At 57.8% G+C, this 20,033-nt stretch carries 18 protein-coding genes; 12 read left to right on the plus strand and 6 right to left on the minus strand.

Translation table 11 applies throughout. From position 1 onward, the window contains the following. The first annotated feature begins 1 nt into the window (after position 1). The 6 genes from lepB to acpS all read left to right on the plus strand — a co-directional run bounded on the left by lepB (position 2) and on the right by acpS (position 4,636). Positions 2–973 carry a signal peptidase I gene (gene lepB / locus CBW22_RS24270; RefSeq protein ID WP_021506522.1) on the plus strand — a complete coding sequence of 324 codons (972 nt, stop codon included), beginning with the start codon at positions 2–4 and terminating at the stop codon, positions 971–973. 118 nt (positions 974–1,091) lie between these two features. Beyond that, positions 1,092–1,772: a ribonuclease III gene (rnc, locus tag CBW22_RS24275; RefSeq protein ID WP_021506523.1), complete on the plus strand. Its 681-nt coding sequence runs from the start codon at positions 1,092–1,094 to the stop codon at positions 1,770–1,772. Positions 1,773–1,820: 48 nt separating this feature from the next. Then, a complete protein-coding gene (gene era, locus CBW22_RS24280) occupies positions 1,821–2,723 on the plus strand; it encodes a GTPase Era (RefSeq protein ID WP_058758278.1) in 903 nt (300 codons plus the stop codon). 3 nt (positions 2,724–2,726) lie between these two features. Continuing rightward, positions 2,727–3,464: a DNA repair protein RecO gene (gene recO / locus CBW22_RS24285; RefSeq protein WP_058775641.1), complete on the plus strand. Its 738-nt coding sequence runs from the start codon at positions 2,727–2,729 to the stop codon at positions 3,462–3,464. A 60-nt stretch (positions 3,465–3,524) separates the two neighbouring features. Then, positions 3,525–4,256, plus strand: coding sequence for a pyridoxine 5'-phosphate synthase (pdxJ, locus tag CBW22_RS24290; RefSeq protein ID WP_088518103.1), 732 nt, complete (start codon positions 3,525–3,527; stop codon positions 4,254–4,256). Continuing rightward, on the plus strand, positions 4,256–4,636 hold the full coding sequence (gene acpS, locus CBW22_RS24295; protein ID WP_010617758.1) for a holo-ACP synthase: 381 nt from the start codon (positions 4,256–4,258) through the stop codon (positions 4,634–4,636). The genes pdxJ and acpS overlap by 1 nt, the downstream gene beginning before the upstream one ends. On the opposite strand, the gene CBW22_RS24300 is transcribed toward acpS, so the two are convergent. The 5 genes from CBW22_RS24300 to CBW22_RS24320 all read right to left on the minus strand — a co-directional run bounded on the left by CBW22_RS24300 (position 4,633) and on the right by CBW22_RS24320 (position 8,888). Beyond that, positions 4,633–4,881 carry a YfhL family 4Fe-4S dicluster ferredoxin gene (locus tag CBW22_RS24300; protein WP_088518104.1) on the minus strand — a complete coding sequence of 83 codons (249 nt, stop codon included), beginning with the start codon at positions 4,879–4,881 and terminating at the stop codon, positions 4,633–4,635. The two genes, acpS and CBW22_RS24300, sit on opposite strands and share 4 nt — an antisense overlap. A 296-nt stretch (positions 4,882–5,177) precedes the next feature. After that, positions 5,178–6,599: a glucosyltransferase domain-containing protein gene (locus CBW22_RS24305; RefSeq protein ID WP_254919562.1), complete on the minus strand. Its 1,422-nt coding sequence runs from the start codon at positions 6,597–6,599 to the stop codon at positions 5,178–5,180. Then, positions 6,596–7,507, minus strand: a complete 912-nt coding sequence (locus CBW22_RS24310; RefSeq protein WP_021506529.1) for a glycosyltransferase family 2 protein — start codon at positions 7,505–7,507, stop codon at positions 6,596–6,598. Before CBW22_RS24310 ends, CBW22_RS24305 begins: the two co-directional genes overlap by 4 nt. Continuing rightward, positions 7,504–7,866 (minus strand): GtrA family protein, encoded by a 363-nt coding sequence (locus CBW22_RS24315; RefSeq protein WP_088518116.1) that lies wholly within the window; start codon positions 7,864–7,866, stop codon positions 7,504–7,506. The genes CBW22_RS24310 and CBW22_RS24315 overlap by 4 nt, the downstream gene beginning before the upstream one ends. A gap of 182 nt (positions 7,867–8,048) precedes the next feature. After that, positions 8,049–8,888 carry a MurR/RpiR family transcriptional regulator gene (locus CBW22_RS24320; protein ID WP_021506531.1) on the minus strand — a complete coding sequence of 280 codons (840 nt, stop codon included), beginning with the start codon at positions 8,886–8,888 and terminating at the stop codon, positions 8,049–8,051. A gap of 216 nt (positions 8,889–9,104) precedes the next feature. Between CBW22_RS24320 and yfhb the strand changes: the two genes are divergently transcribed. Together yfhb and tadA are read left to right on the plus strand one after the other, a co-directional pair. Continuing rightward, a complete protein-coding gene (gene yfhb, locus CBW22_RS24325; protein WP_010618503.1) occupies positions 9,105–9,743 on the plus strand; it encodes a phosphatidylglycerophosphatase C in 639 nt (212 codons plus the stop codon). 57 nt (positions 9,744–9,800) lie between these two features. Continuing rightward, entirely contained in the window at positions 9,801–10,295 is a 495-nt protein-coding gene (gene tadA, locus CBW22_RS24330) for a tRNA adenosine(34) deaminase TadA (protein WP_071813580.1), read from the plus strand. Here the strand turns inward: tadA and mltF are convergent. After that, positions 10,292–11,749, minus strand: a complete 1,458-nt coding sequence (gene mltF, locus CBW22_RS24335; RefSeq protein ID WP_088518105.1) for a membrane-bound lytic murein transglycosylase MltF — start codon at positions 11,747–11,749, stop codon at positions 10,292–10,294. The two genes, tadA and mltF, sit on opposite strands and share 4 nt — an antisense overlap. 270 nt (positions 11,750–12,019) lie before the next feature. Between mltF and purL the strand changes: the two genes are divergently transcribed. The 4 genes from purL (at position 12,020) to glrR (ending at position 19,987) form a co-directional block, all read left to right on the plus strand. Continuing rightward, entirely contained in the window at positions 12,020–15,910 is a 3,891-nt protein-coding gene (purL, locus tag CBW22_RS24340; RefSeq protein WP_088518106.1) for a phosphoribosylformylglycinamidine synthase, read from the plus strand. A gap of 640 nt (positions 15,911–16,550) precedes the next feature. Further along, positions 16,551–17,978, plus strand: a complete 1,428-nt coding sequence (locus CBW22_RS24345; protein ID WP_088518107.1) for a sensor histidine kinase — start codon at positions 16,551–16,553, stop codon at positions 17,976–17,978. Positions 17,979–17,981: 3 nt separating this feature from the next. Next, entirely contained in the window at positions 17,982–18,653 is a 672-nt protein-coding gene (gene qseG / locus CBW22_RS24350) for a two-component system QseEF-associated lipoprotein QseG (RefSeq protein ID WP_021506537.1), read from the plus strand. Between the two features lie 2 nt (positions 18,654–18,655). After that, complete coding sequence (gene glrR / locus CBW22_RS24355; protein ID WP_058758284.1) at positions 18,656–19,987, plus strand: two-component system response regulator GlrR; 1,332 nt, start codon at positions 18,656–18,658, stop codon at positions 19,985–19,987. The last annotated feature ends 46 nt before the right edge of the window (positions 19,988–20,033 follow it).

Raw genomic sequence — 20,033 nt, forward strand, 5'->3', positions numbered from 1 at the left:
AATGGCTAACATGTTCGCCCTGATTCTGGTGATTGCCACTCTGTTAACCGGCATCATCTGGTGTATCGATCGCTTTAAGTGGGCCCCGGCGCGCCGGGCAAAGCAGGCGGCGGCACAGGCTCAGGCAGGTAATTCGCTCGACAGCAAAACGCTGGCCAAAGTGGCCGCGCAGCCGGGCTGGGTTGAAACCGCAGCGTCGGTGTTCCCGGTGCTGGCGGTGGTACTGATCGTGCGCTCGTTTATCTTCGAACCGTTTCAGATTCCTTCTGGCTCGATGATGCCGACGCTGCTGATTGGCGACTTCATCCTGGTGGAGAAATTTGCTTACGGCATCAAAGATCCGATCACGCAAACCACGCTGATCCCGACCGGCCACCCGCAGCGCGGAGATGTCGCGGTGTTCAAATACCCGAAGGATCCGAGCGTGGATTACATCAAGCGCGTGATCGGTCTGCCGGGCGACAAAGTGGTGTTTGATCCTTACAGCAAAACCCTGACTATTAACCCAGGCTGCGGCACGGGCAAGTGTGACACGGCGCTGCCAGTGACCTATACCAACATTGAGCCGAGCGATTTCATCCAGACCTTCAGCGGCTTTGATGGTAACGAAACCGGCAACGGTTTCTACCAGGTGCCGCAGGGCGAAACGCTGCGGGGCGGCCTGCGTCTTGGCACGCGCAAAGAGACGCTGGGCAATGTCACGCACGATATCCTGCTGGTGAACGAAGCGCAGAGCCAGGCGAGCATGTATTATCAGCAGCCGGGTCAGCCGCAGGCCACGTGGATTGTGCCGCAGGGGCAATACTTCATGATGGGCGATAACCGTGATAACAGCGCCGACAGCCGCTACTGGGGCTTTGTGCCCGAGAAGAATCTGGTCGGCAAAGCGGTTGCTATCTGGATGAGCTTTGAGAAACAGGAAGGACAGTGGCCAACCGGCGTGCGACTGAGTCGCATTGGCGGTATTCACTGATTTAAAAACGGTTGGCTTCCTGCGAGTCAGGGAGCCACTGCACACCAAACAGAACGTGCTGGACCTTCAGCCCTGTTTGGTATGCAGAGTCACAGACGCACAGAACAACTGGAATCGCATGAACCCCATCCTCATTAACAAGCTGCAGCGCAAACTGGGCTACACTTTTACTCATCCGGAATTACTGCAGCAGGCTCTGACTCACCGCAGCGCCAGCAGCAAACATAACGAGCGTCTTGAATTTCTTGGCGATTCTATCCTCAGCTATGTGATTGCCAACGCGCTGTATCACCGCTTCCCGCGCGTGGACGAAGGCGACATGAGCCGCATGCGTGCCACGCTGGTACGCGGCAACACGCTGGCCGAAATGGCGCGCGAGTTTGAGCTGGGCGAATGTCTGCGTCTGGGGCCGGGCGAGCTGAAAAGCGGCGGGTTCCGCCGGGAATCCATCCTCGCGGATACCGTGGAAGCGCTGATCGGTGGCATCTTCCTCGATAGCAACATTCAGACGGTCGAGAAGCTGATTCTCGACTGGTACCAGAATCGCCTTGAGCAAATCAGCCCGGGCGATAAGCAAAAAGATCCGAAAACGCGCCTGCAGGAGTATCTGCAGGGCCGTCATCTGCCGCTGCCGTCTTATCTGGTGGTACAGGTGCGTGGCGAAGCGCACGATCAGGAATTCACCATTCACTGTCAGGTGAGTGGGATGGCTGAACCGGTAGTGGGCGTGGGCTCCAGCCGCCGTAAAGCAGAGCAGGCCGCCGCCGAACAGGCGTTAATCAAGCTCGGCCTCGAATAAATTGTCATTTCGCAGCCTCAGCAGTGAGGCTGCCCAATCAGGACCCGAATGAGCGAACTCGAAACATACAGCGGCTTTATCGCGATTGTCGGCCGGCCTAACGTCGGCAAATCCACCTTACTGAACCAGCTGCTGGGGCAGAAGGTGTCGATCACCTCGCGCAAGCCGCAAACCACGCGCCACCGCATCATGGGTATTCATACCGAAGGCGCTTATCAGGCGATCTACGTGGATACACCCGGCCTGCACATGGAAGAGAAGCGGGCGATAAACCGCCTGATGAACCGTGCTGCCAGCAGCTCCATCGGTGACGTTGAGCTGGTAATTTTTGTGGTGGAAGGCACGCGCTGGACACCTGACGATGAGATGGTGCTGAACAAGCTGCGTGACGGCAAAGTGCCGGTGGTGCTGGCGGTAAACAAAGTCGACAACATCCAGGATAAAAGCATCCTGCTGCCGCACCTGCAGTTCCTCAGCCAGCAGATGAACTTCCTCGAGATCGTGCCGATCTCCGCGGAAACCGGTAAAAACGTGGATGCGATTGCGGAGATTGCCCGCAAGCGCCTGCCGCTGTCGGATCACCACTTCCCGGAAGACTACATCACCGATCGCTCGCAGCGTTTCATGGCCTCCGAAATCATCCGTGAAAAACTGATGCGCTTCCTCGGCGCAGAGTTACCGTATTCGGTTACCGTGGAGATCGAGCAGTTCGTCTCTAACGAGCGCGGCGGCTATGACATCAACGGTTTAATTCTGGTCGAGCGCGAAGGGCAGAAGAAGATGGTGATTGGCAACAAAGGTGCCAAAATCAAAACCATCGGTATCGAAGCGCGTAAAGACATGGAAGAGATGTTCGAGGCGAAAGTCCATCTCGAGCTGTGGGTTAAAGTGAAATCGGGCTGGGCGGACGACGAACGTGCGCTGCGCAGCCTGGGTTATACAGACGACTAATTGATGGAAGGCTGGCAACGCGCCTTTGTGCTGCATAGTCGCCCTTACAGCGAAACCAGCCTGCTGCTCGATCTGTTCAGCGAAAGTCAGGGACGCGTCCGCGTCCTTGCCAAGGGCGCACGCTCGCGCCGTTCCCAGCTTAAAGGCGCACTGCAACCCTTTACACCGCTACTGGTGCGCTGGGGCGGCCGTGGCGAAGTCAAAACCCTGCGTAACGCCGAAGCGGTGTCGCTGGCGCTGCCGCTCAGCGGCATCACGCTCTACTGTGGCCTGTATGTTAACGAGCTGCTGTCGCGGGTGCTGGAGCAGGAAATTCCCTTCTCCGAACTGTTCTTCGATTATCTCTCCTGTATCCAGACGCTGGCGGCGGCCAACGGTTCGCCCGAGCCAGCGCTGCGCCGTTTTGAGCTGGCACTGCTGGGCCATCTGGGCTACGGCGTCGACTTTCTGCACTGCGCCGGCAGCGGCGAGGCGGTCGACGACAGCATGACCTACAGCTATCGCGAAGAGAAAGGTTTTATCGCCAGTCTGGTGGTCAATCAGCGCAGTTTCACCGGCCGCCAGCTGCGCGCGCTGTGGGAGCGCGAATTTCCCGACGCCGACACGCTGCGTGCCGCCAAACGCTTCACGCGCATGGCGCTGAAACCTTATCTGGGCGGTAAGCCGCTGAAGAGTCAGGAGCTGTTCCGTCAGTTTGTGCCGAAAAAACGACCGAACGTGGCAAACGACGAGCGCGGGTGATGCACCTGACAGGCTCCGCGCGTTACACTGCAAACATACTGAACACATTTAAGGATTGTCATGGCTGAGTTGCTGTTAGGGGTCAACATCGATCACATCGCCACCGTACGTAACGCGCGTGGCACAAACTATCCCGATCCGGTACAGGCTGCGTTTGTCGCGGAGCAGGCGGGCGCAGACGGCATTACCGTGCACCTGCGTGAAGACCGCCGTCATATCACTGACCGCGACGTGCGGATCCTGCGCGACACCATTCATACCCGCATGAATCTTGAGATGGCGGTCACCGACGAAATGGTGGGCATCGCCTGCGACATCAAACCGCATTTTGTCTGCCTGGTGCCGGAAAAGCGCCAGGAAGTGACCACCGAAGGCGGCCTTGATGTGGCCGGTCAGCAGGACAAGGTCAACGCGGCAGTCAAACAGCTGAGCGAGGCGGGCATTCTGGTGTCGCTGTTTATTGATGCCGATCAGCGCCAGATTGAAGCGGCGGTCGCCAGCGGTGCGCCTTACATTGAAATCCACACTGGCGCCTATGCTGAAGCACCGGAAGGGCTGGCACGCGAAGCCGAACTGGCGCGTATCGCCAGCGCTGCGACCTTTGCCGCCAGCCGCGGTCTGAAGGTCAATGCTGGCCACGGTCTGACGTATCACAACGTCCAGCCGATTGCTGCGCTGCCGGAAATGCATGAGCTGAACATTGGTCACGCGATTATCGGTCGTGCGCTGTTCAGCGGTCTCGCAGCGGCGGTTAGCGACATGAAAGCGCTGATGCGGGAAGCGCGCCGCTAATGGCCATCCTGGGGCTGGGCAGCGATATCGTCGAGATCGAGCGTATCGCCGGCGTGATTGAACGCTCTGGCGATCGTTTGGCGCGCCGCGTGCTGAGCGAAGCTGAGTGGCAGCAGTATCAGGCGCATCAGCAGCCGGTGCGCTTCCTGGCCAAACGTTTTGCGGTGAAAGAGGCGGCGGCAAAAGCCTTCGGCACCGGCATTCGCGGCGGCTTAGCGTTCAATCAGTTTGAAGTGTACAACGATGCGCTGGGGAAGCCTGGCCTGCGCTTCTTTGAACAGGCCAAAGTGATTGCCAGCCAGCTGGGCGTGCAGCATGTGCACGTCACGCTGGCCGACGAGCGACACTATGCCTGCGCTACGGTGATTATCGAAGATTAAGCGTGCAGCATTACAAATTTCTCCCACAGCGCGTCGCGACTTTCCACGTGCTGTGGGTCTGAAAGAATAGTGTTATCAATCGGGCAGACGCTCTGACAGGTCGGCTCATCATAATGACCCACGCACTCGGTGCAGCGGTCAGCGTCGATCTGATAGATCGATTCACCCATGCTAATCGCCTGGTTCGGGCACTCAGGCTCGCACATGTCGCAGTTAATGCAGCGCTCAGTAATTATCAGTGCCATGGCATAAGCTCATCAGTTGCTTGTTTTCATTGCATGTTTCATGGTTAGTTCCGCTCTTCGGCGTAAAACGCCTGCTGAAATAGCGCTTTGCAGTGTGATTTTTCAATCGATGCAGGCGCAAACCAGCGGGGCGATCCCCTGAGCGGCACGCATATTATCACGCCGGGTGGCGTTCAAAAAATGACTTAGCGTAGTATTCAGCCGCCAGCCGATCTGATGTCGCGCCATAGCCAGTAAACCACGCAACGGTAAGCAGAGCCGTTGCGTGGTAAGCGAAATAGTGGCGGCGCTGGCCTTTATTTTACCGGTGCCAGCACGTGGGTGGCATCCAGCGTCAGACAATTACCTGGACATTGATCGCTGCCGTAGATAACGGGCGCCTTTGGCAAAGAAAACTTCATCGCGTGCTCTTTTTTAATCGCGTCGGCCATACCGGCAAAGGTCCATGGCATACCCAGCGAAAGCGAACCGAACTCATCGTATTTTTTGGATTTTGCGACAGCAGGTAAGTTGTCGCTATCGATACGATAATAAAGCTGGCCAGAATATTCTGCAGGCACGTTCCCGGTGATTGCGCTGCTTAACAACTGATACTCGCGCTGCTGAGGCGTAGAAAAGCCCTTCTGAATATTCAGCATGCATGAGAGCACTGCAATAACGAGGCAAACGATACTGGCAGACGTGGTTATCTTCAGCTTATTAAAGATCACGAATAAGCCAGCAATGAAGGCTGAGGTAGTGATTAACGACAGCGCGATAACCGTGCGATAGGCTGCCCAGTCTTCACTCACCAAAAGATTAGGAATGCCCGCCGCGACCAGGAAAAACAGGAACAGAAAAGCTTTACGCGGTTTGAAATCGGGTGCCTTCACAATGCCCACGATGATCAGGGAGCAGGAGATGATAATGCTGACAATCGAGCGCCCGGTATCAAAGTTGCACAGCGCATTTCTGAGCGGCTCAGCGATAAACCAGGTGATTTTTTTCAGCGGCGCTAAGGTGATATTGGTTCTGGCCAGTACTTCATTGAACAGCACGAGCGGCAGAACTTTCGCCAGTACCAGTGCCATCACCATGCCAAATCCCAGCATCAACATCAGCTTGATCACCGCGCTGCGCTGATAATTATTCCGGGTCATGCCCAGATCGAGCAGGGCAAAGAATAAAAAGCTCATGGCTGCGGGTTGGTAAATCGCAAAGGAAAGCGTCAGGCAAATAGCCGACAGTAGCACCCGGCCCAGGCCTTTGTTTTCCGCCAGCGTTGAATAACTGATGCCCGCCAGCAGCACGGACAGGACATAAGGAAAGCAGACTGTCCAGCCGACAAAAACCTGAAATGAGGGCAGCAAACAAATCAACGTGGCAAACGTCAGACGCTGGACCGCGCTGGCAAAAATGCTGCGACGCTCAAGGAAACGGATGATGTAACCACCCAGTAAAATCAGACTGAATAAAGAAAGCACCCTGAGATATGTCAAATCCTGCACGTCATCGATCAGGAAAGCGAAGAAGTAGCGGATAGCACCATAAAAAGGTCGGCCCGATAAGATATCCCATTTGAAAATACTGAATGCATCGGTAGTGGATGCGTATAAATAGAACCAGTCGTCGGAAAATCCGTATGTTGATAAATAAACCGGGCTATAACCGATGAGTAAAGCGACGGCCAGTATCAGATACATGGCGGAGGGATGACGCTCAAAAACTGTTTTTTTCATTTCCTGCTCTTAATTACGTAGCGTGGTCTTTGTTTGGACTCAATGTAGATTCGGCCAATATATTCGCCCAGAACACCGATGCCGATAAGTTGCACTCCACCCAAAAACAGAATGGAAACCAGCAACGAAGGGTAACCCGCCACCGGATTGCCCCAGAGCAGTTTATCGATGATCATCCAGAATCCATAAAGAAAGGAGAGTAACGCGACGCTACCGCCGATGTAACTCCAGATGCGTAAGGGGAAGGTTGAAAAACTGGTTAATCCTTCTAATGCCAGATTCCACAATTTCCAGCCATTAAATTTCGACACCCCTGTGACGCGTTCAGCCCGATCATATTCCACAATCGCTGTTTTACCGCCAACCCAGGATAAAATGCCCTTCATGAACAGATTCCTTTCCGGCAGGCTTTTTATATGTTCTACCGTCTCGCGCGACAGCAGACGAAAATCGCCAACGTTTTCCTCTATTTTCGGCGAGCTGATTTGGTTGTGGAAGTGATAAAACCACTCGGCTGTTTTACGTTTGACATGCCCATCGGCGCTGCGATCTTTCCGTTTAGCCAGAACCACATCGGCACCCGCTTGCCAGCGTTCAACCAGTTGATGGATAACGGCGATGGGATCCTGCAGATCAACATCAATCGGGATAACCGCGTCGCCGGTGGCATGCTCCAGTCCGGCAAACAACGCGGGCTCTTTGCCGAAATTGCGGGTAAATGACAGCGCAATGACCAGCGGATCCGAGATGGCCAGGGCATTGATGATGTTTTCGCTGCCATCGCTACTGCCGTCATTGATAAAAACAATTTCCACCTGATAGCCGGCTAATTCATGACGAACCGCCTGATAAAAGAGTGGAATGGTTTCCTCTTCATTGAAGACGGGCACGACGAGAGACAATTTCATTTTACTTCCCTGAAAACGATGTAATTAGAGTAGATGAAGCCGCAACCCAGGCTAATAAAGGAAAAGAGTATCAGGGTAACCACCGGGGAAAGCGTGCAGGCGTCGGCCATCCAGCCAACCAGCGCCGCCATGCCTCCCATAAAGCTGACATAAAGCAGGTAACGCAAGGGCGTGGCTGCAGAAGAGAAGGTCCAGCGGGCATTAGCAAAAAAGGAAAATGTCACCGCAATGCAGAATGCTCCAAAGTTTGCAATAGCCTGGCCTGACTCGAACAGCTTGAGAATAAGCGCAAACACCGTCCAGTGAATCGCGGTGTTGATAACGCCAATTCCTGCATAACGGGAAATAAGTTTCAGCATGACGAGAGAGATGAGTAAATTTGCCCTGATCATATACATCGGAAATTATCCTGCAAGCCCGATGCTGAAAATGCGTTTAATCGGGCCAAAACAAGGATAACGACAGGCAACAAAAGCATTGCCCCGCCCGATGATCAATTTCGGGCTAAGGCAGGGTGGGGAATACCCTGATCATGGGGCAATCAGACCAGCTTTTTCACCAGCTCCTCGCTGTGACGAATATGGCTGGAGGCGCGTTCCGGATCGTTCTGCACCAGCGCCATAAACAGCAAATCGGTCAGCGCCAGCTGGGCGCTGGTGGAGGAGATGGCCGCGCTGCGCGTGCTCTGCTCCTCGGCGACGGTGTACAGGCAGACCGTGGCGCACTGCTGCAGCGAATTCGGGGTAAAGCCGGTAAACGCCAGCACATCGGCGCCAATCGCCGCCGCTTCCTGCGCCGCGAGGTTGATCTCGCGACGTTCGCCGGTGTAGGAGATTGCCAGCAGCACATCGCCGGGTGCCATCGCCTGAACACTGGCCAGCAGCGCGTGCATGTCCTGCTCGGCGACGGCGTTGATGCCAATCTTCATCAGCTTCCACGAAAAATCTTTTGCAACCAGCCCGGAGGCGCCAATGCCGACCAGCAGAATGCGGTTGGCGTTCTTCAGCAGCTGCAGCGTTTCCGTGAGTTTCTCTTCGCTGTTGATATCCAGCGTGGCGCGAATCGCCGAAATTTTTTCCGTCAGCAGCTTTTCGCCGACAACTTTAAGCGGATCGTCACTCAGAATGTGGTTGTGCACGGTGATGGCATCGCGGTCGGCCAGCGACTCACTCAGCGCCAGCTTCAGCGCCGGAAAGCCTTTGTAACCCAGTTTCTGGGCGAACTTCACCACGCTCGACTGGCTGACGCCTGACTCTTCCGCCAGTTTTTGTGAACTCAGATGCCGTGCCCGATCAGGCTGCGACAGCAAAAAATCCGCCAGCCGACGCTCGTTCAGCGCCAGGCGTGGGTAGAGCTGGCGAATTCGCAGCAATGAACTCATGTCCGATCCTTAATCCATAGTCCCGCACACAGCTTAGCCGCTCGCGGAAGGAAATGTCTGGCCAGGAATGTCAGATGACATCGCGCCGACGCAGAGAATAAACTATTCAAATGGCATTGTAGCCACTGGAATTAAAAATGACAGCTTTCGCCCCGGCGCGCGATGCTGGCTACACTGTAGAGCAGGTATCGCCGCGTTTAGAAAAAGGAGTCGGGTTTGACAAAGGGTTCGCATCGCCGCGTGGTATTTTTTGACCTGGACGGCACGCTGCATCAGCAGGACATGTTTGGCACGTTTATGCGTTATCTGCTGCGCCGCCAGCCGCTCAATCTGGTGCTGGTGGTGCCGCTGCTGCCGGTCATCGGCATGGGTATGCTGATAAAGGGCCGCGCCGCGCGCTGGCCGATGAGCCTGCTGCTGTGGGCTATCACCTTTGGCCATCGTGAGGCCACGCTGCGCCAGCGTGAGGCCGAATTTGCCCGCTGGTTTCGCGAGCGCGTCACCGCGTTTCCGGTGGTGCAGCAGCGGCTGACTGACTACCTCAGCAGTGAAGACGCCGATGTCTGGCTGATTACCGGCTCGCCGCAGTCGCTGGTGGAGCAGGTCTATTTTGATTCCGCGTTTCTGCCGCGGGTGAAACTGATCGCCAGCCAGATGAAGCCGGGCCGTGGCGGCCGGGTATTAGCCATGCGCTGTCTCGGCCATGAAAAAGTGGCGCAGCTCGAGGAAAAAATCGGTACGCCGCTGCAGCTGTACAGCGGCTACAGCGACAGCAAGCAGGATAACCCGCTGCTGTTTTTCTGCCAGCATCGCTGGCGCGTGACGCCGCGCGGTGAACTGCAACAGCTGGAGTGAATCGCAGCTGGATTCCGTCTATAATGCGCCGCCTTGTTAATCCGCAGGAGTTGCCCGTTGAACCCACAAACTGATGAATACTGGATGCGCCACGCGCTTGAACTGGCGCGGCGTGCGTGGGAGCAGGGCGAAGTGCCGGTCGGTGCGGTGCTGGTGCAGGGCGACAGAGTGATTGGCGAGGGCTGGAACCGGCCGATTAGCCAGTGCGATCCCACCGCGCATGCCGAGATTATGGCGCTGCGTCAGGGCGGAAAAGTGATTGATAACTACCGGCTGCTCGACACCACCTTATACGTGACGCTGGAGCCGTGCGTGATGTGCGCCGGTGCCATGGTGCACAGCCGGATTACCCGTCTGGTCTATGGCGCGAAGGATGAGAAAACCGGTGCCGCCGGTTCGCTGCTGGATGTGATCGGCCATCCGGGCATGAATCATCAGATTGAGATTGCGCATGGCGTGCTGGCCGAGGAGTGCGCCACGCTGCTGAGCGACTTCTTCCGTATGCGGCGCGAACAGAAACGTGCGCAGCGGCAGGCGCTGCGCGCCGATTAGTTCATCGCAATCTTCGGTTCGACAGCCGGATAACCGGCACCGAGTTCCGCTTCCAGCGCCGACTGCTGCGCCAGCCGTTTATCCTGCTCCTGCAGATAGCCTACCAGGCTGATCTGATACTTACGGATGTTCTCAACGTAGTTATAAGCTTCGTGGCCGCGCGCATAGCCGTAAGTGGTCTGCGCGTAATAGCGCTTCTGGCTCAGCATCGGCAGGCGCAGCTTAACGTCGGCCCAGCTGTCCGGATTGCCGCCCTGTTTAAGCGTCAGCCGGCGTGCATCCAGCATATGTGCGTAGCCCATGTTATAGGCCGCCAGCGCAAACCAGATGCGTTCATCTTCCGGAATGGTCTCCGGCACTTTTTCCATCATGCGCCGCAGGTATTCGCTGCCGCCGCGAATGCTCTGTTCCGGATCGAGACGATCGTTCACGTCGAGGCTGTCAGCGGTATTGCGCGTCAGCATCATCATGCCGCGCACGCCGGTGGGCGAGGTCGCCTGCGGATTCCAGTGCGACTCCTGATAGGAAATCGCCGCCAGCAGGCGCCAGTCGATACTGGACGCGTACTTCTCAAACAGCGGCTTGATATCCGGCAGCGTGTTATCAATTGCGCGCAGGAAGGTGCGGGTATCGACATAATCAAAGGTGCCGACGTGGCCGAGATACTTCTCTTCCAGCCGCGCCATGGTGCCTTCTTCCCCCATCTGACTGTAGAAGTCGAGCATGGCGGCGTTCAGGCTATCGTCATCGTTACGCGGCAGATACCAGGTCACCGGCTCTTCATCGGTAATATCAAACGCCACCGCCAGCTGTGGATGGATGCGCTGCAGCAGGCCGATGGTCACCGAATCCCCCACGGTATAGTCAAGCTTGCCGTCGGCAACCGCTTCCAGCAGCGCTTTCTGGCCCATATCGGTGGAAATGGCCCAGTCGAGATCGGGATAGCTGTCCGCTTTGGCGGAACGTAACGTTGACAGATAGGCCGAACCGGACTGCACAATCAGCCGGCCTTTCAGATCACCAAGGTTTTTGGGCCGCGGCTTGTCGATGCGATACACCAGCTGCTGCGACACGGAATAGTAGCTCGGGCCACTCTGATAACGGCTGAGGCGCTCGCTGTTGTAGATCAGCCCGGCGGCCAGCAGGTCGGCTTTGCCGTCGTCGAGATCGTCAAACAGGTCGCCGAGGTTGGGCCGCACCGTGACTTCCAGCTTCACGCCAAGATAATCGGCGAAACGCTTCGCCAGCTCGTAGTCCATACCGGCTGGTGCATTATTGATGGTGTAGTAAGTCAGCGGCGAGTTGACGGTACTGATGCGCAACACTCCCCGCGATTTGATCTGTGATAACGCGTCTTTTCCGCCCCCGTACCAGGGGATGGACGGCCACAGCGCCAGCGCAAGCAGCACGGTGATCAGACCGATAAACAGATAATTTAATTTCAGGCGTTTCAAATAGTTGTCTCGTAATGGCTCACAGGCCTCTGTCTTTTAAAGGCAGTATTTATGTTGTTTTGCACTCCCAGAGCGAGGGGCATTTTGCGCAACAAAGCGCAACAGGGCAACTTATATAGCAAGATTTGCGCAAAATTCAGGCAAATCCTGAGGCTCAGTTTTTCTGCGCAAACGGTTTCGTAACCCGTGCCATTTCTCTATAATACCGCCCGTTTTCCCTGTTGCGCCCCATGAAGCGTCGCCCGGCGCTTCGAAGACGAGAGATCTTTAATGATGGAAATTCTGCGTGGTTCGCCCGCTCTGTCGGCATTTCGTGTAAACAAACTGCTGACCCGCTTTCAGGACGCTCATCTGCCGGTGAGTGATATTTACGCCGAGTACGTCCATTTCGCCGATGTCAGCGCACCGCTCAGCGCGGAACAGCAAGCCCGCCTGCAGCGTCTGCTGAAATACGGTCCTTCTCTCGCCGAACATGCGCCACAAGGGCGTCTGTTGCTGGTGACGCCGCGTCCCGGCACCATTTCTCCCTGGTCATCGAAAGCCACCGATATCGCCCACAACTGCGACCTGCCACAGGTATTGCGCCTGGAGCGCGGTCTGGCCTTCTATGTACAGGCACCGCAGCTGACTGACGCGCAGTGGCAGCAGCTGGCCAGCCTGCTGCACGACCGCATGATGGAAACCGTGTTCACGGAGCTCAGCGCGGCAGAACAGCTGTTCGCGCATCATGAGCCGCAGCCGCTGAAAAGCGTAGACGTGCTGGGCGGAGGGCGCGAGGCGCTGGAACAGGCTAACCGCACGCTCGGCCTGGCGCTGGCCGATGACGAAATTGATTACCTGCTCGATGCCTTTACCAGACTGGGCCGCAATCCGAACGACATCGAGCTCTATATGTTCGCTCAGGCGAACTCCGAGCACTGTCGTCACAAGATTTTTAACGCCGACTGGATTATCGACGGCGAAAAACAGCCGAAGTCGCTGTTTAAAATGATTAAAAACACCTTTGAGCAGCATCCGGAACACGTCCTGTCGGCATATAAAGACAATGCCGCGGTGATGGAAGGCTCTGAGGTCGGGCGTTTCTATGCGGATGCGCAGCAGGGCGAATACGAGTTTCATCAGGAAGCCGCGCATATCCTGATGAAGGTGGAAACCCACAACCACCCGACGGCCATTTCGCCATGGCCAGGTGCCGCCACCGGTTCCGGCGGGGAAATCCGTGACGAAGGTGCCACCGGACGTGGCGCGAAGCCGAAAGCGGGTCTGGTCGGCTTCTCGGTTTCCAACCTGCGTATTCCCGGATTTGAACAGCCGTGGGAAGAGGATTTCGGCAAGCCGGATCGCATTGTTACCGCGCTGGATATCATGACCGAAGGCCCGTTAGGCGGCGCCGCGTTTAACAACGAATTTGGTCGCCCGGCGCTGAACGGCTATTTCCGTACTTATGAAGAGCAGGTCAACAGCCACAACGGCGTTGAACTGCGCGGCTATCACAAGCCGATCATGCTGGCCGGCGGTATTGGTAACATCCGCGCCGATCACGTGCAGAAGGGTGAGATCGTGGTTGGCGCGAAGCTGATCGTGCTGGGCGGTCCGGCGATGAATATCGGCCTTGGCGGCGGCGCGGCGTCCTCGATGGCGTCCGGCCAGTCGGATGCCGATCTCGACTTCGCCTCGGTGCAGCGCGACAACCCGGAGATGGAGCGTCGCTGTCAGGAAGTGATTGACCGCTGCTGGCAGCTGGGCGAAGCCAACCCGATTCTGTTTATTCACGACGTTGGTGCCGGTGGCCTGTCTAACGCCATGCCGGAGCTGGTGAGCGACGGTGGCCGCGGCGGCAACTTCAACCTGCGCGACATCCTCAGCGATGAGCCAGGCATGAGCCCGCTGGAAGTGTGGTGTAACGAGTCGCAGGAGCGTTATGTGCTGGCGGTTGCGCCGGACAAACTGGCGCTGTTCGATGAACTGTGCCAGCGCGAACGTGCGCCGTACGCGGTGATTGGTGAAGCGACCGAGGAGCAGCACCTGAACCTTGCCGACAGCCATTTCGATAACAAACCGATCGACATGCCGCTCGACGTGCTGCTGGGTAAAACGCCAAAAATGACGCGCGACGTGGCCAGCCAGCAGGCGAAAGGTGATGCGCTGGTGCGGGACGGCATTACCATTGCCGATGCGGTAAACCGCGTGCTGCACCTGCCAACCGTGGCGGAAAAAACCTTCCTGGTGACCATCGGTGACCGCAGCGTAACCGGCATGGTGGCGCGCGATCAAATGGTCGGGCCGTGGCAGATCCCGGTGGCGAACTGCGCCGTGACCACCGCCAGCCTTGACAGCTACCACGGTGAAGCGTTTGCCATGGGCGAACGTGCCCCGGTAGCGCTGCTGGATTTCGCCGCGTCCGGTCGCCTGGCGGTGGGCGAAGCGCTGACCAACCTGGCCGCGACCGCGATCGGTTCACTGAAGCGCGTGAAGCTGTCGGCAAACTGGATGGCTGCAGCCGGTCACCCGGGCGAAGACGCTGGCCTGTACGCCGCGGTAAAAGCGGTGGGCGAAGAGCTGTGCCCGGCGCTGGGAATCACCATTCCGGTGGGTAAAGACTCCATGTCGATGAAAACCCGCTGGCAGCAGGGCACTGAACAGCGCGAAATGACCTCGCCGCTGTCGCTGGTCATTACGGCTTTTGCACGCGTTGAAGATGTGCGTCGCACCGTGACGCCACAGCTGCAGCCGGAAGGCGACAACCTGCTGCTGCTGGTGGACCTCGGCAACGGTGCTAATACCCTCGGCGCCACGGCGCTGTCACAGGTGTATCGTCAGCTGGGCGACAAACCGGCCGACGTGCGCGATGCCGCGCAGCTGGCCGGCTTCTTCAATGCAATTCAGACGCTGGTCAGCGAGCAGAAACTGCTGGCTTACCACGACCGCTCGGATGGCGGTCTGCTGGTCACGCTGGCTGAGATGGCCTTCACCGGCCACTGCGGTATTGAGGCGGATATCGCCGCGCTGGGCAGCGATGCGCTGGCAGCACTGTTTACGGAAGAGCTGGGCGCCGTACTGCAGATTAACGCTGCCGACCGCGCGACCGTGGAAAAAGTGTTTGCCGATCACGGCCTGAGCAGCAATGTTCACGTCATCGGTAAAGCGCTGCCGGGCGACCGTTTTGTTATCCGCTCCGGCGACAGCGCGGTGTACAGCGAAAGCCGTACCACCCTGCGTACCTGGTGGGCTGAAACCACCTGGCAGATGCAGCGCCTGCGCGATAACCCGGCCTGTGCCGATCAGGAACATGAAGCGAAGAAAGACGATAACGATCCTGGCCTGAACGTGCAGCTGACCTTCCGTCCGGAAGAGGATGTGGCGGCACCGATGATCGCCACTGGCGCGCGTCCGCGCGTTGCCGTGCTGCGCGAGCAGGGCGTGAACTCGCACGTTGAGATGGCTGCTGCCTTCCACCGCGCAGGCTTCACCGCGGTTGACGTGCACATGAGCGATCTGCTGGCGGGCCGTCGTGGTCTGGAGGAATTCCACGCGCTGGTCGCCTGTGGCGGCTTCTCCTACGGCGACGTGCTGGGTGCGGGCGAAGGCTGGGCGAAATCGATTCTGTTCAACAGCCGCGTGCGTGACGAGTTTGAAAACTTCTTCCATCGTCCGCAGACGCTGGCGCTGGGCGTGTGTAACGGCTGCCAGATGATGTCGAATCTGCGTGAACTGATTCCGGGCAGCGAGCTGTGGCCACGCTTTGTGCGTAACCAGTCCGAGCGCTTTGAAGCACGCTTCAGCCTGGTGGAAGTGGCCGCCAGCCCGTCACTGCTGCTGGACGGCATGGTCGGTTCTCGCATGCCGATTGCCGTCTCGCACGGTGAAGGTTTTGTTGAAGTGCGTGACGGTGCGCATCTGGCTGAGCTGGAAGCGAAAGGGCTGGTGGCGCTGCGCTTCGTCGATAACTTCGGCAAGGTCACCGAGACCTATCCGGCAAACCCGAACGGCTCACCGAACGGCATCACCGCCGTAACCAACGAAAGCGGGCGCGTCACCATTATGATGCCGCATCCGGAGCGCGTGTTCCGCACCGTCAGCAATTCGTGGCATCCGGCGGAGTGGGGCGAAGACAGCCCGTGGATGCGCATTTTCCGCAACGCGCGCAAGCAGCTGGGTTAACCTGAATTCTGTCTCTTACCGGTGCCCATTCACGGGCACTGTGCAAAGGCCGCTCAACGCGGCCTTTTTTATTTTTTGTCGCGTGGGCACCGCTGTCGATCCGCTGTGATTCCCTGACATCTGTGACATGTCGGAAAATGACGACAATCCCATGACTGAGTTGTCGCCAAAAGGTGACATTTAAATCGTTGTTTTTTATAGGTGCAAAGTTAGCGCGTTAAAGCCGTTGCTAATCGGCGACACTTTTTCCAGACCAGCCGGTCCGAAAGCGTCGTTAATTCCCTCTCTGAGCTGGCAGTATACTGATTAACAAGGCTATTTATTTTCTGGCACGATAGTTGCTATACTCATTACGTTGCTCATTCTCCTGTCTATGATTGCCCCGCACTGCGGTTGAGCTCATAAAATATCGAATGACGCACCAAACGGAGCCTGCCGTCCACCCAACCGATAATCGCTTGCTTTGCAACGTTATCAAGCACCGGACGCAACGTTGAGTTAGGCTCCACCTATTTTGCAGGCGATGCTGCGGCGTCGCTCTCACGGCAGGCCAAAAGGCCTGCCGTTTTCGTTTTCAGCCTTTCTAACCTTGCCGGACTTCGCTAGCATGCCTGCAACTCACCTCAAAGGAAGCGCGGTTGTGAAGAGATGGCGTCTGTTTCCCCGATCCCTGCGGCAACTGGTTTTAATGGCCTTTCTGCTGGTGCTGCTGCCGCTGCTGGTGCTGGCATGGCAGGCATGGGAAAGCCTGTCAGCGCTGAGTAATCAGGCGGCCGACACTAACCGCAACACCTTCACTGACGTGCGTCGCAGCGAGGCGATGGCGCGTACGGCGCTGGAGCTGGAGCGTAGCTATCGCCAGTATTGCGTGCTGGGCGATGCCAGTCTGGCACGCCTGTATCAAACGCAGTGGAGCCGCTACGGCCAGATGCTCAGCAGCCATGCCGCCAGCCTGCCCGATTTGCCAACGTTCAAAATATTGCAGAGCGCGCTGCCGCAGCTGGAAAAGCTGCAGTGTGATAACGGCAATCTGCTGGCACCGGCGGCGAGCGCGCTGGAAGCATTCTCCGCCGCCAACACCCGCATGGTGCAGGCCACGCGTGAAGTGGTGTTTTCACGCGGCCTGCAACTGCAGCGCGAAATTGCCGATCGCGGCCAGTTTTTTGGCTGGCAGGCGCTGATACTGTTTTTAATCAGTCTGGTGCTGGTACTGCTGTTCACCGGCATGATTATCGGCCCGGTTAAGCGCGTCGAACGCATGATTAACCGGCTGGGCGAGGGCAAAACGCTGGGCAATAGCGTCAGTTTTCGCGGGCCACGCGAAATTCGCTCGCTGGGACAGCGCATAGTCTGGCTCAGCGAACGTCTTAGCTGGCTGGAAGCGCAGCGGCATGAGTTCCTGCGCCACCTGTCGCACGAGCTCAAAACGCCGCTGGCCAGCCTGCGCGAAGGCACCGAACTGCTGGCCGACCAGGTTGCCGGCCCGCTCAATGCGGAACAGCAGGAAGTTGTTGCCATTCTCGACACCAGCAGCCGTCATCTGCAGCGGCTGATTGAACAGCTGCTCGACTACAATCGCCGGCTGGCGGACAGCCCAATGCGGCTGGAACCGGTGGCTATCGACGCTATCATTGATAGCGTCGTCAGGGTGCACTCACTGCCCGCCAGCGCGCGCCAGATGCACACGCATATCGATCTGCCGGCCCGCTATTGTCTGGCGGAACCGACGCTGTTGCAGCGGGTGATTGATAACCTCTACTCGAACGCCGTGAACTACGGTAGCGAATCCGGTAACATCTGGCTGCAGAGCCAGCAGAAGGGCAACCAGGTGTGGATTGAGGTGGCGAACACCGGCACGCCGATTCCGGCTGAAGAGCAGGCGATGATCTTTGAGCCCTTTTATCAGGGGAGCCAGCAGCGCAAAGGGCCGGTGAAAGGCAGCGGGCTGGGATTAAGCATCGCCAAAGATTGCCTGCGCAGGATGCAGGGTGATTTACAGTTGGTCACGCGCACGGACGCGGACGTCTGTTTTCGTATCATTTTGACTACCAGCGCCGGGAATGCCTGATTAATGAAACTCACATCCAGCCGATTTCTCGTCGGCGCACTGATCGCCATCGGCCTGAGCGCCTGTCAGGCGCCGCCCCAGAGCAGTACGCCGCGCGGTGCGGTGAACCTGCCGGAGCCGGACGTGCGCCTGGCGGATTATCTGGCCACCGATTGCCAGAATGTCTGGCAGATTGAAGCACCGGCGGCCATGAGCAATCCACTTTACTGGCAGCGCGCTATCGACTGCGGTGAGCGGCTGTCGGCGGCCGAAGCGCGGGCGGAAGCGCGGCGCTGGCCGGTACAGAACTGGGCGCGCGCCTTTAAGCAGGGCATCCTGCTGGCGAACGGCAACGTGACGCCGGTGGAGCGCCGTCAGTACGTTGATACGCTCGACAGCTATAGCGCGGATTATCCGGCGGCGGTGCGTCCGCTGCTGCAGCTGTGGCGCAGTAACCAGGCCGCGCAGCTGGAGCTGAGCGAGGCGCGCGGCCGCTACGCCGCGCTGCAGCAAAGCAATGACGCCGAACTGGATCGCCTGCGTCAGCAGCAAACGCAACTGCGGCAAACGCTGGACGATACCCAGCGTAAACTGCAGCGACTGACTGACATCGAGCGTCAACTGTCATCACGTAAAGCACCGGACAGCGGCGACAGCACACACGGTGCCAGCGATGCCCAAAGCGAGGAGCAGTAACCATGAAACAGGCCGCACGCTTACTGCTGGTGGATGACGATCCGGGCTTACTCAAGCTGCTCGGTATGCGTCTCAGCAGTGAAGGCTATCAGGTAGCGACCGCGGCCAGCGGGCCGGAAGCCCTGCGTCATCTGCAGAAAGAGAAAGTCGATTTGGTGATCAGCGATCTGCGCATGGATGAAATGGATGGCCTGGCGCTATTTGCTGAAATCCAGAAGCGCCATACCGGACTGCCGGTCATCATCCTGACCGCGCACGGCTCGATTCCGGACGCGGTAGCCGCCACGCAGCAGGGCGTGTTCAGCTTTCTGACCAAACCGGTCGATCGCGATGCGCTATACAAAGCGATTGACGAAGCACTGGCGCAGCGCGCGCCGGTCAGCGATGACGGCTGGCGCGAAGCGATTGTCACGCGTAATCCGCTGATGCTGCGGCTGCTGGAGCAGGCGCACATGGTGGCGCAATCTGACGTCAGTATATTGATTAACGGCCAGAGCGGCACCGGTAAAGAGGTGCTGGCGCAGGCGATTCATGCTGCCAGTCCGCGCGCCGGCAAACCTTTCATTGCCATCAACTGCGGCGCGCTGCCGGAACAGCTGCTGGAGTCCGAGCTGTTTGGCCACGCCAAAGGCGCCTTCACCGGTGCCGTAAGTGCGCGCGAAGGGCTGTTTCAGGCGGCGGAAGGCGGCACGCTGTTTCTCGATGAGATTGGCGACATGCCGCAGGCGCTGCAGGTGAAGCTTCTCCGCGTGCTGCAGGAGCGCAAAGTGCGTCCGCTGGGCAGCAACCGCGATCTCGACATCAACGTGCGCATCATCTCTGCCACGCACCGCGATCTGCCGAAGGCGATGGAGAAGAAAAGCTTCCGCGAAGATCTCTACTATCGTCTCAACGTGGTGAATCTCAGGATCCCGGCACTGCACGAACGCGCCGAAGACATCCCGCTGCTGGCCAACCATCTGCTGCGCCAGTCGGCCGATCGCCACAAACCGTTTGTGCGCAGCTTCTCGGTCGATGCGATGAAACGGCTGGTGAGTGCCAGCTGGCCGGGAAATGTGCGCCAGCTGGTTAACGTGATTGAGCAGTGCGTGGCGCTTACTACGTCGCCGGTAATTGGTGACGCGCTGGTAGAGCAGGCGCTGGCTGGCGAGAACACGGCGCTACCGACCTTTGTCGAAGCACGCAACCAGTTTGAGCTTAACTATCTGCGCAAACTGCTGCAGATGACCAAAGGTAATGTGACGCATGCGGCGCGTCTGGCTGGACGCAACCGTACCGAGTTTTATAAGCTGCTGTCGCGCCACGAACTGGACGCCAGCGAATTTAAAGAGTAGCTTGCTGCGGCAGCGTCAGGAACACTTATACTCATAGTTACCCGTC

The organism is Pantoea sp. VS1, assembly GCF_002207995.1.
GTDB classification, from domain to species: Bacteria; Pseudomonadota; Gammaproteobacteria; order Enterobacterales; family Enterobacteriaceae; genus Pantoea; species Pantoea dispersa.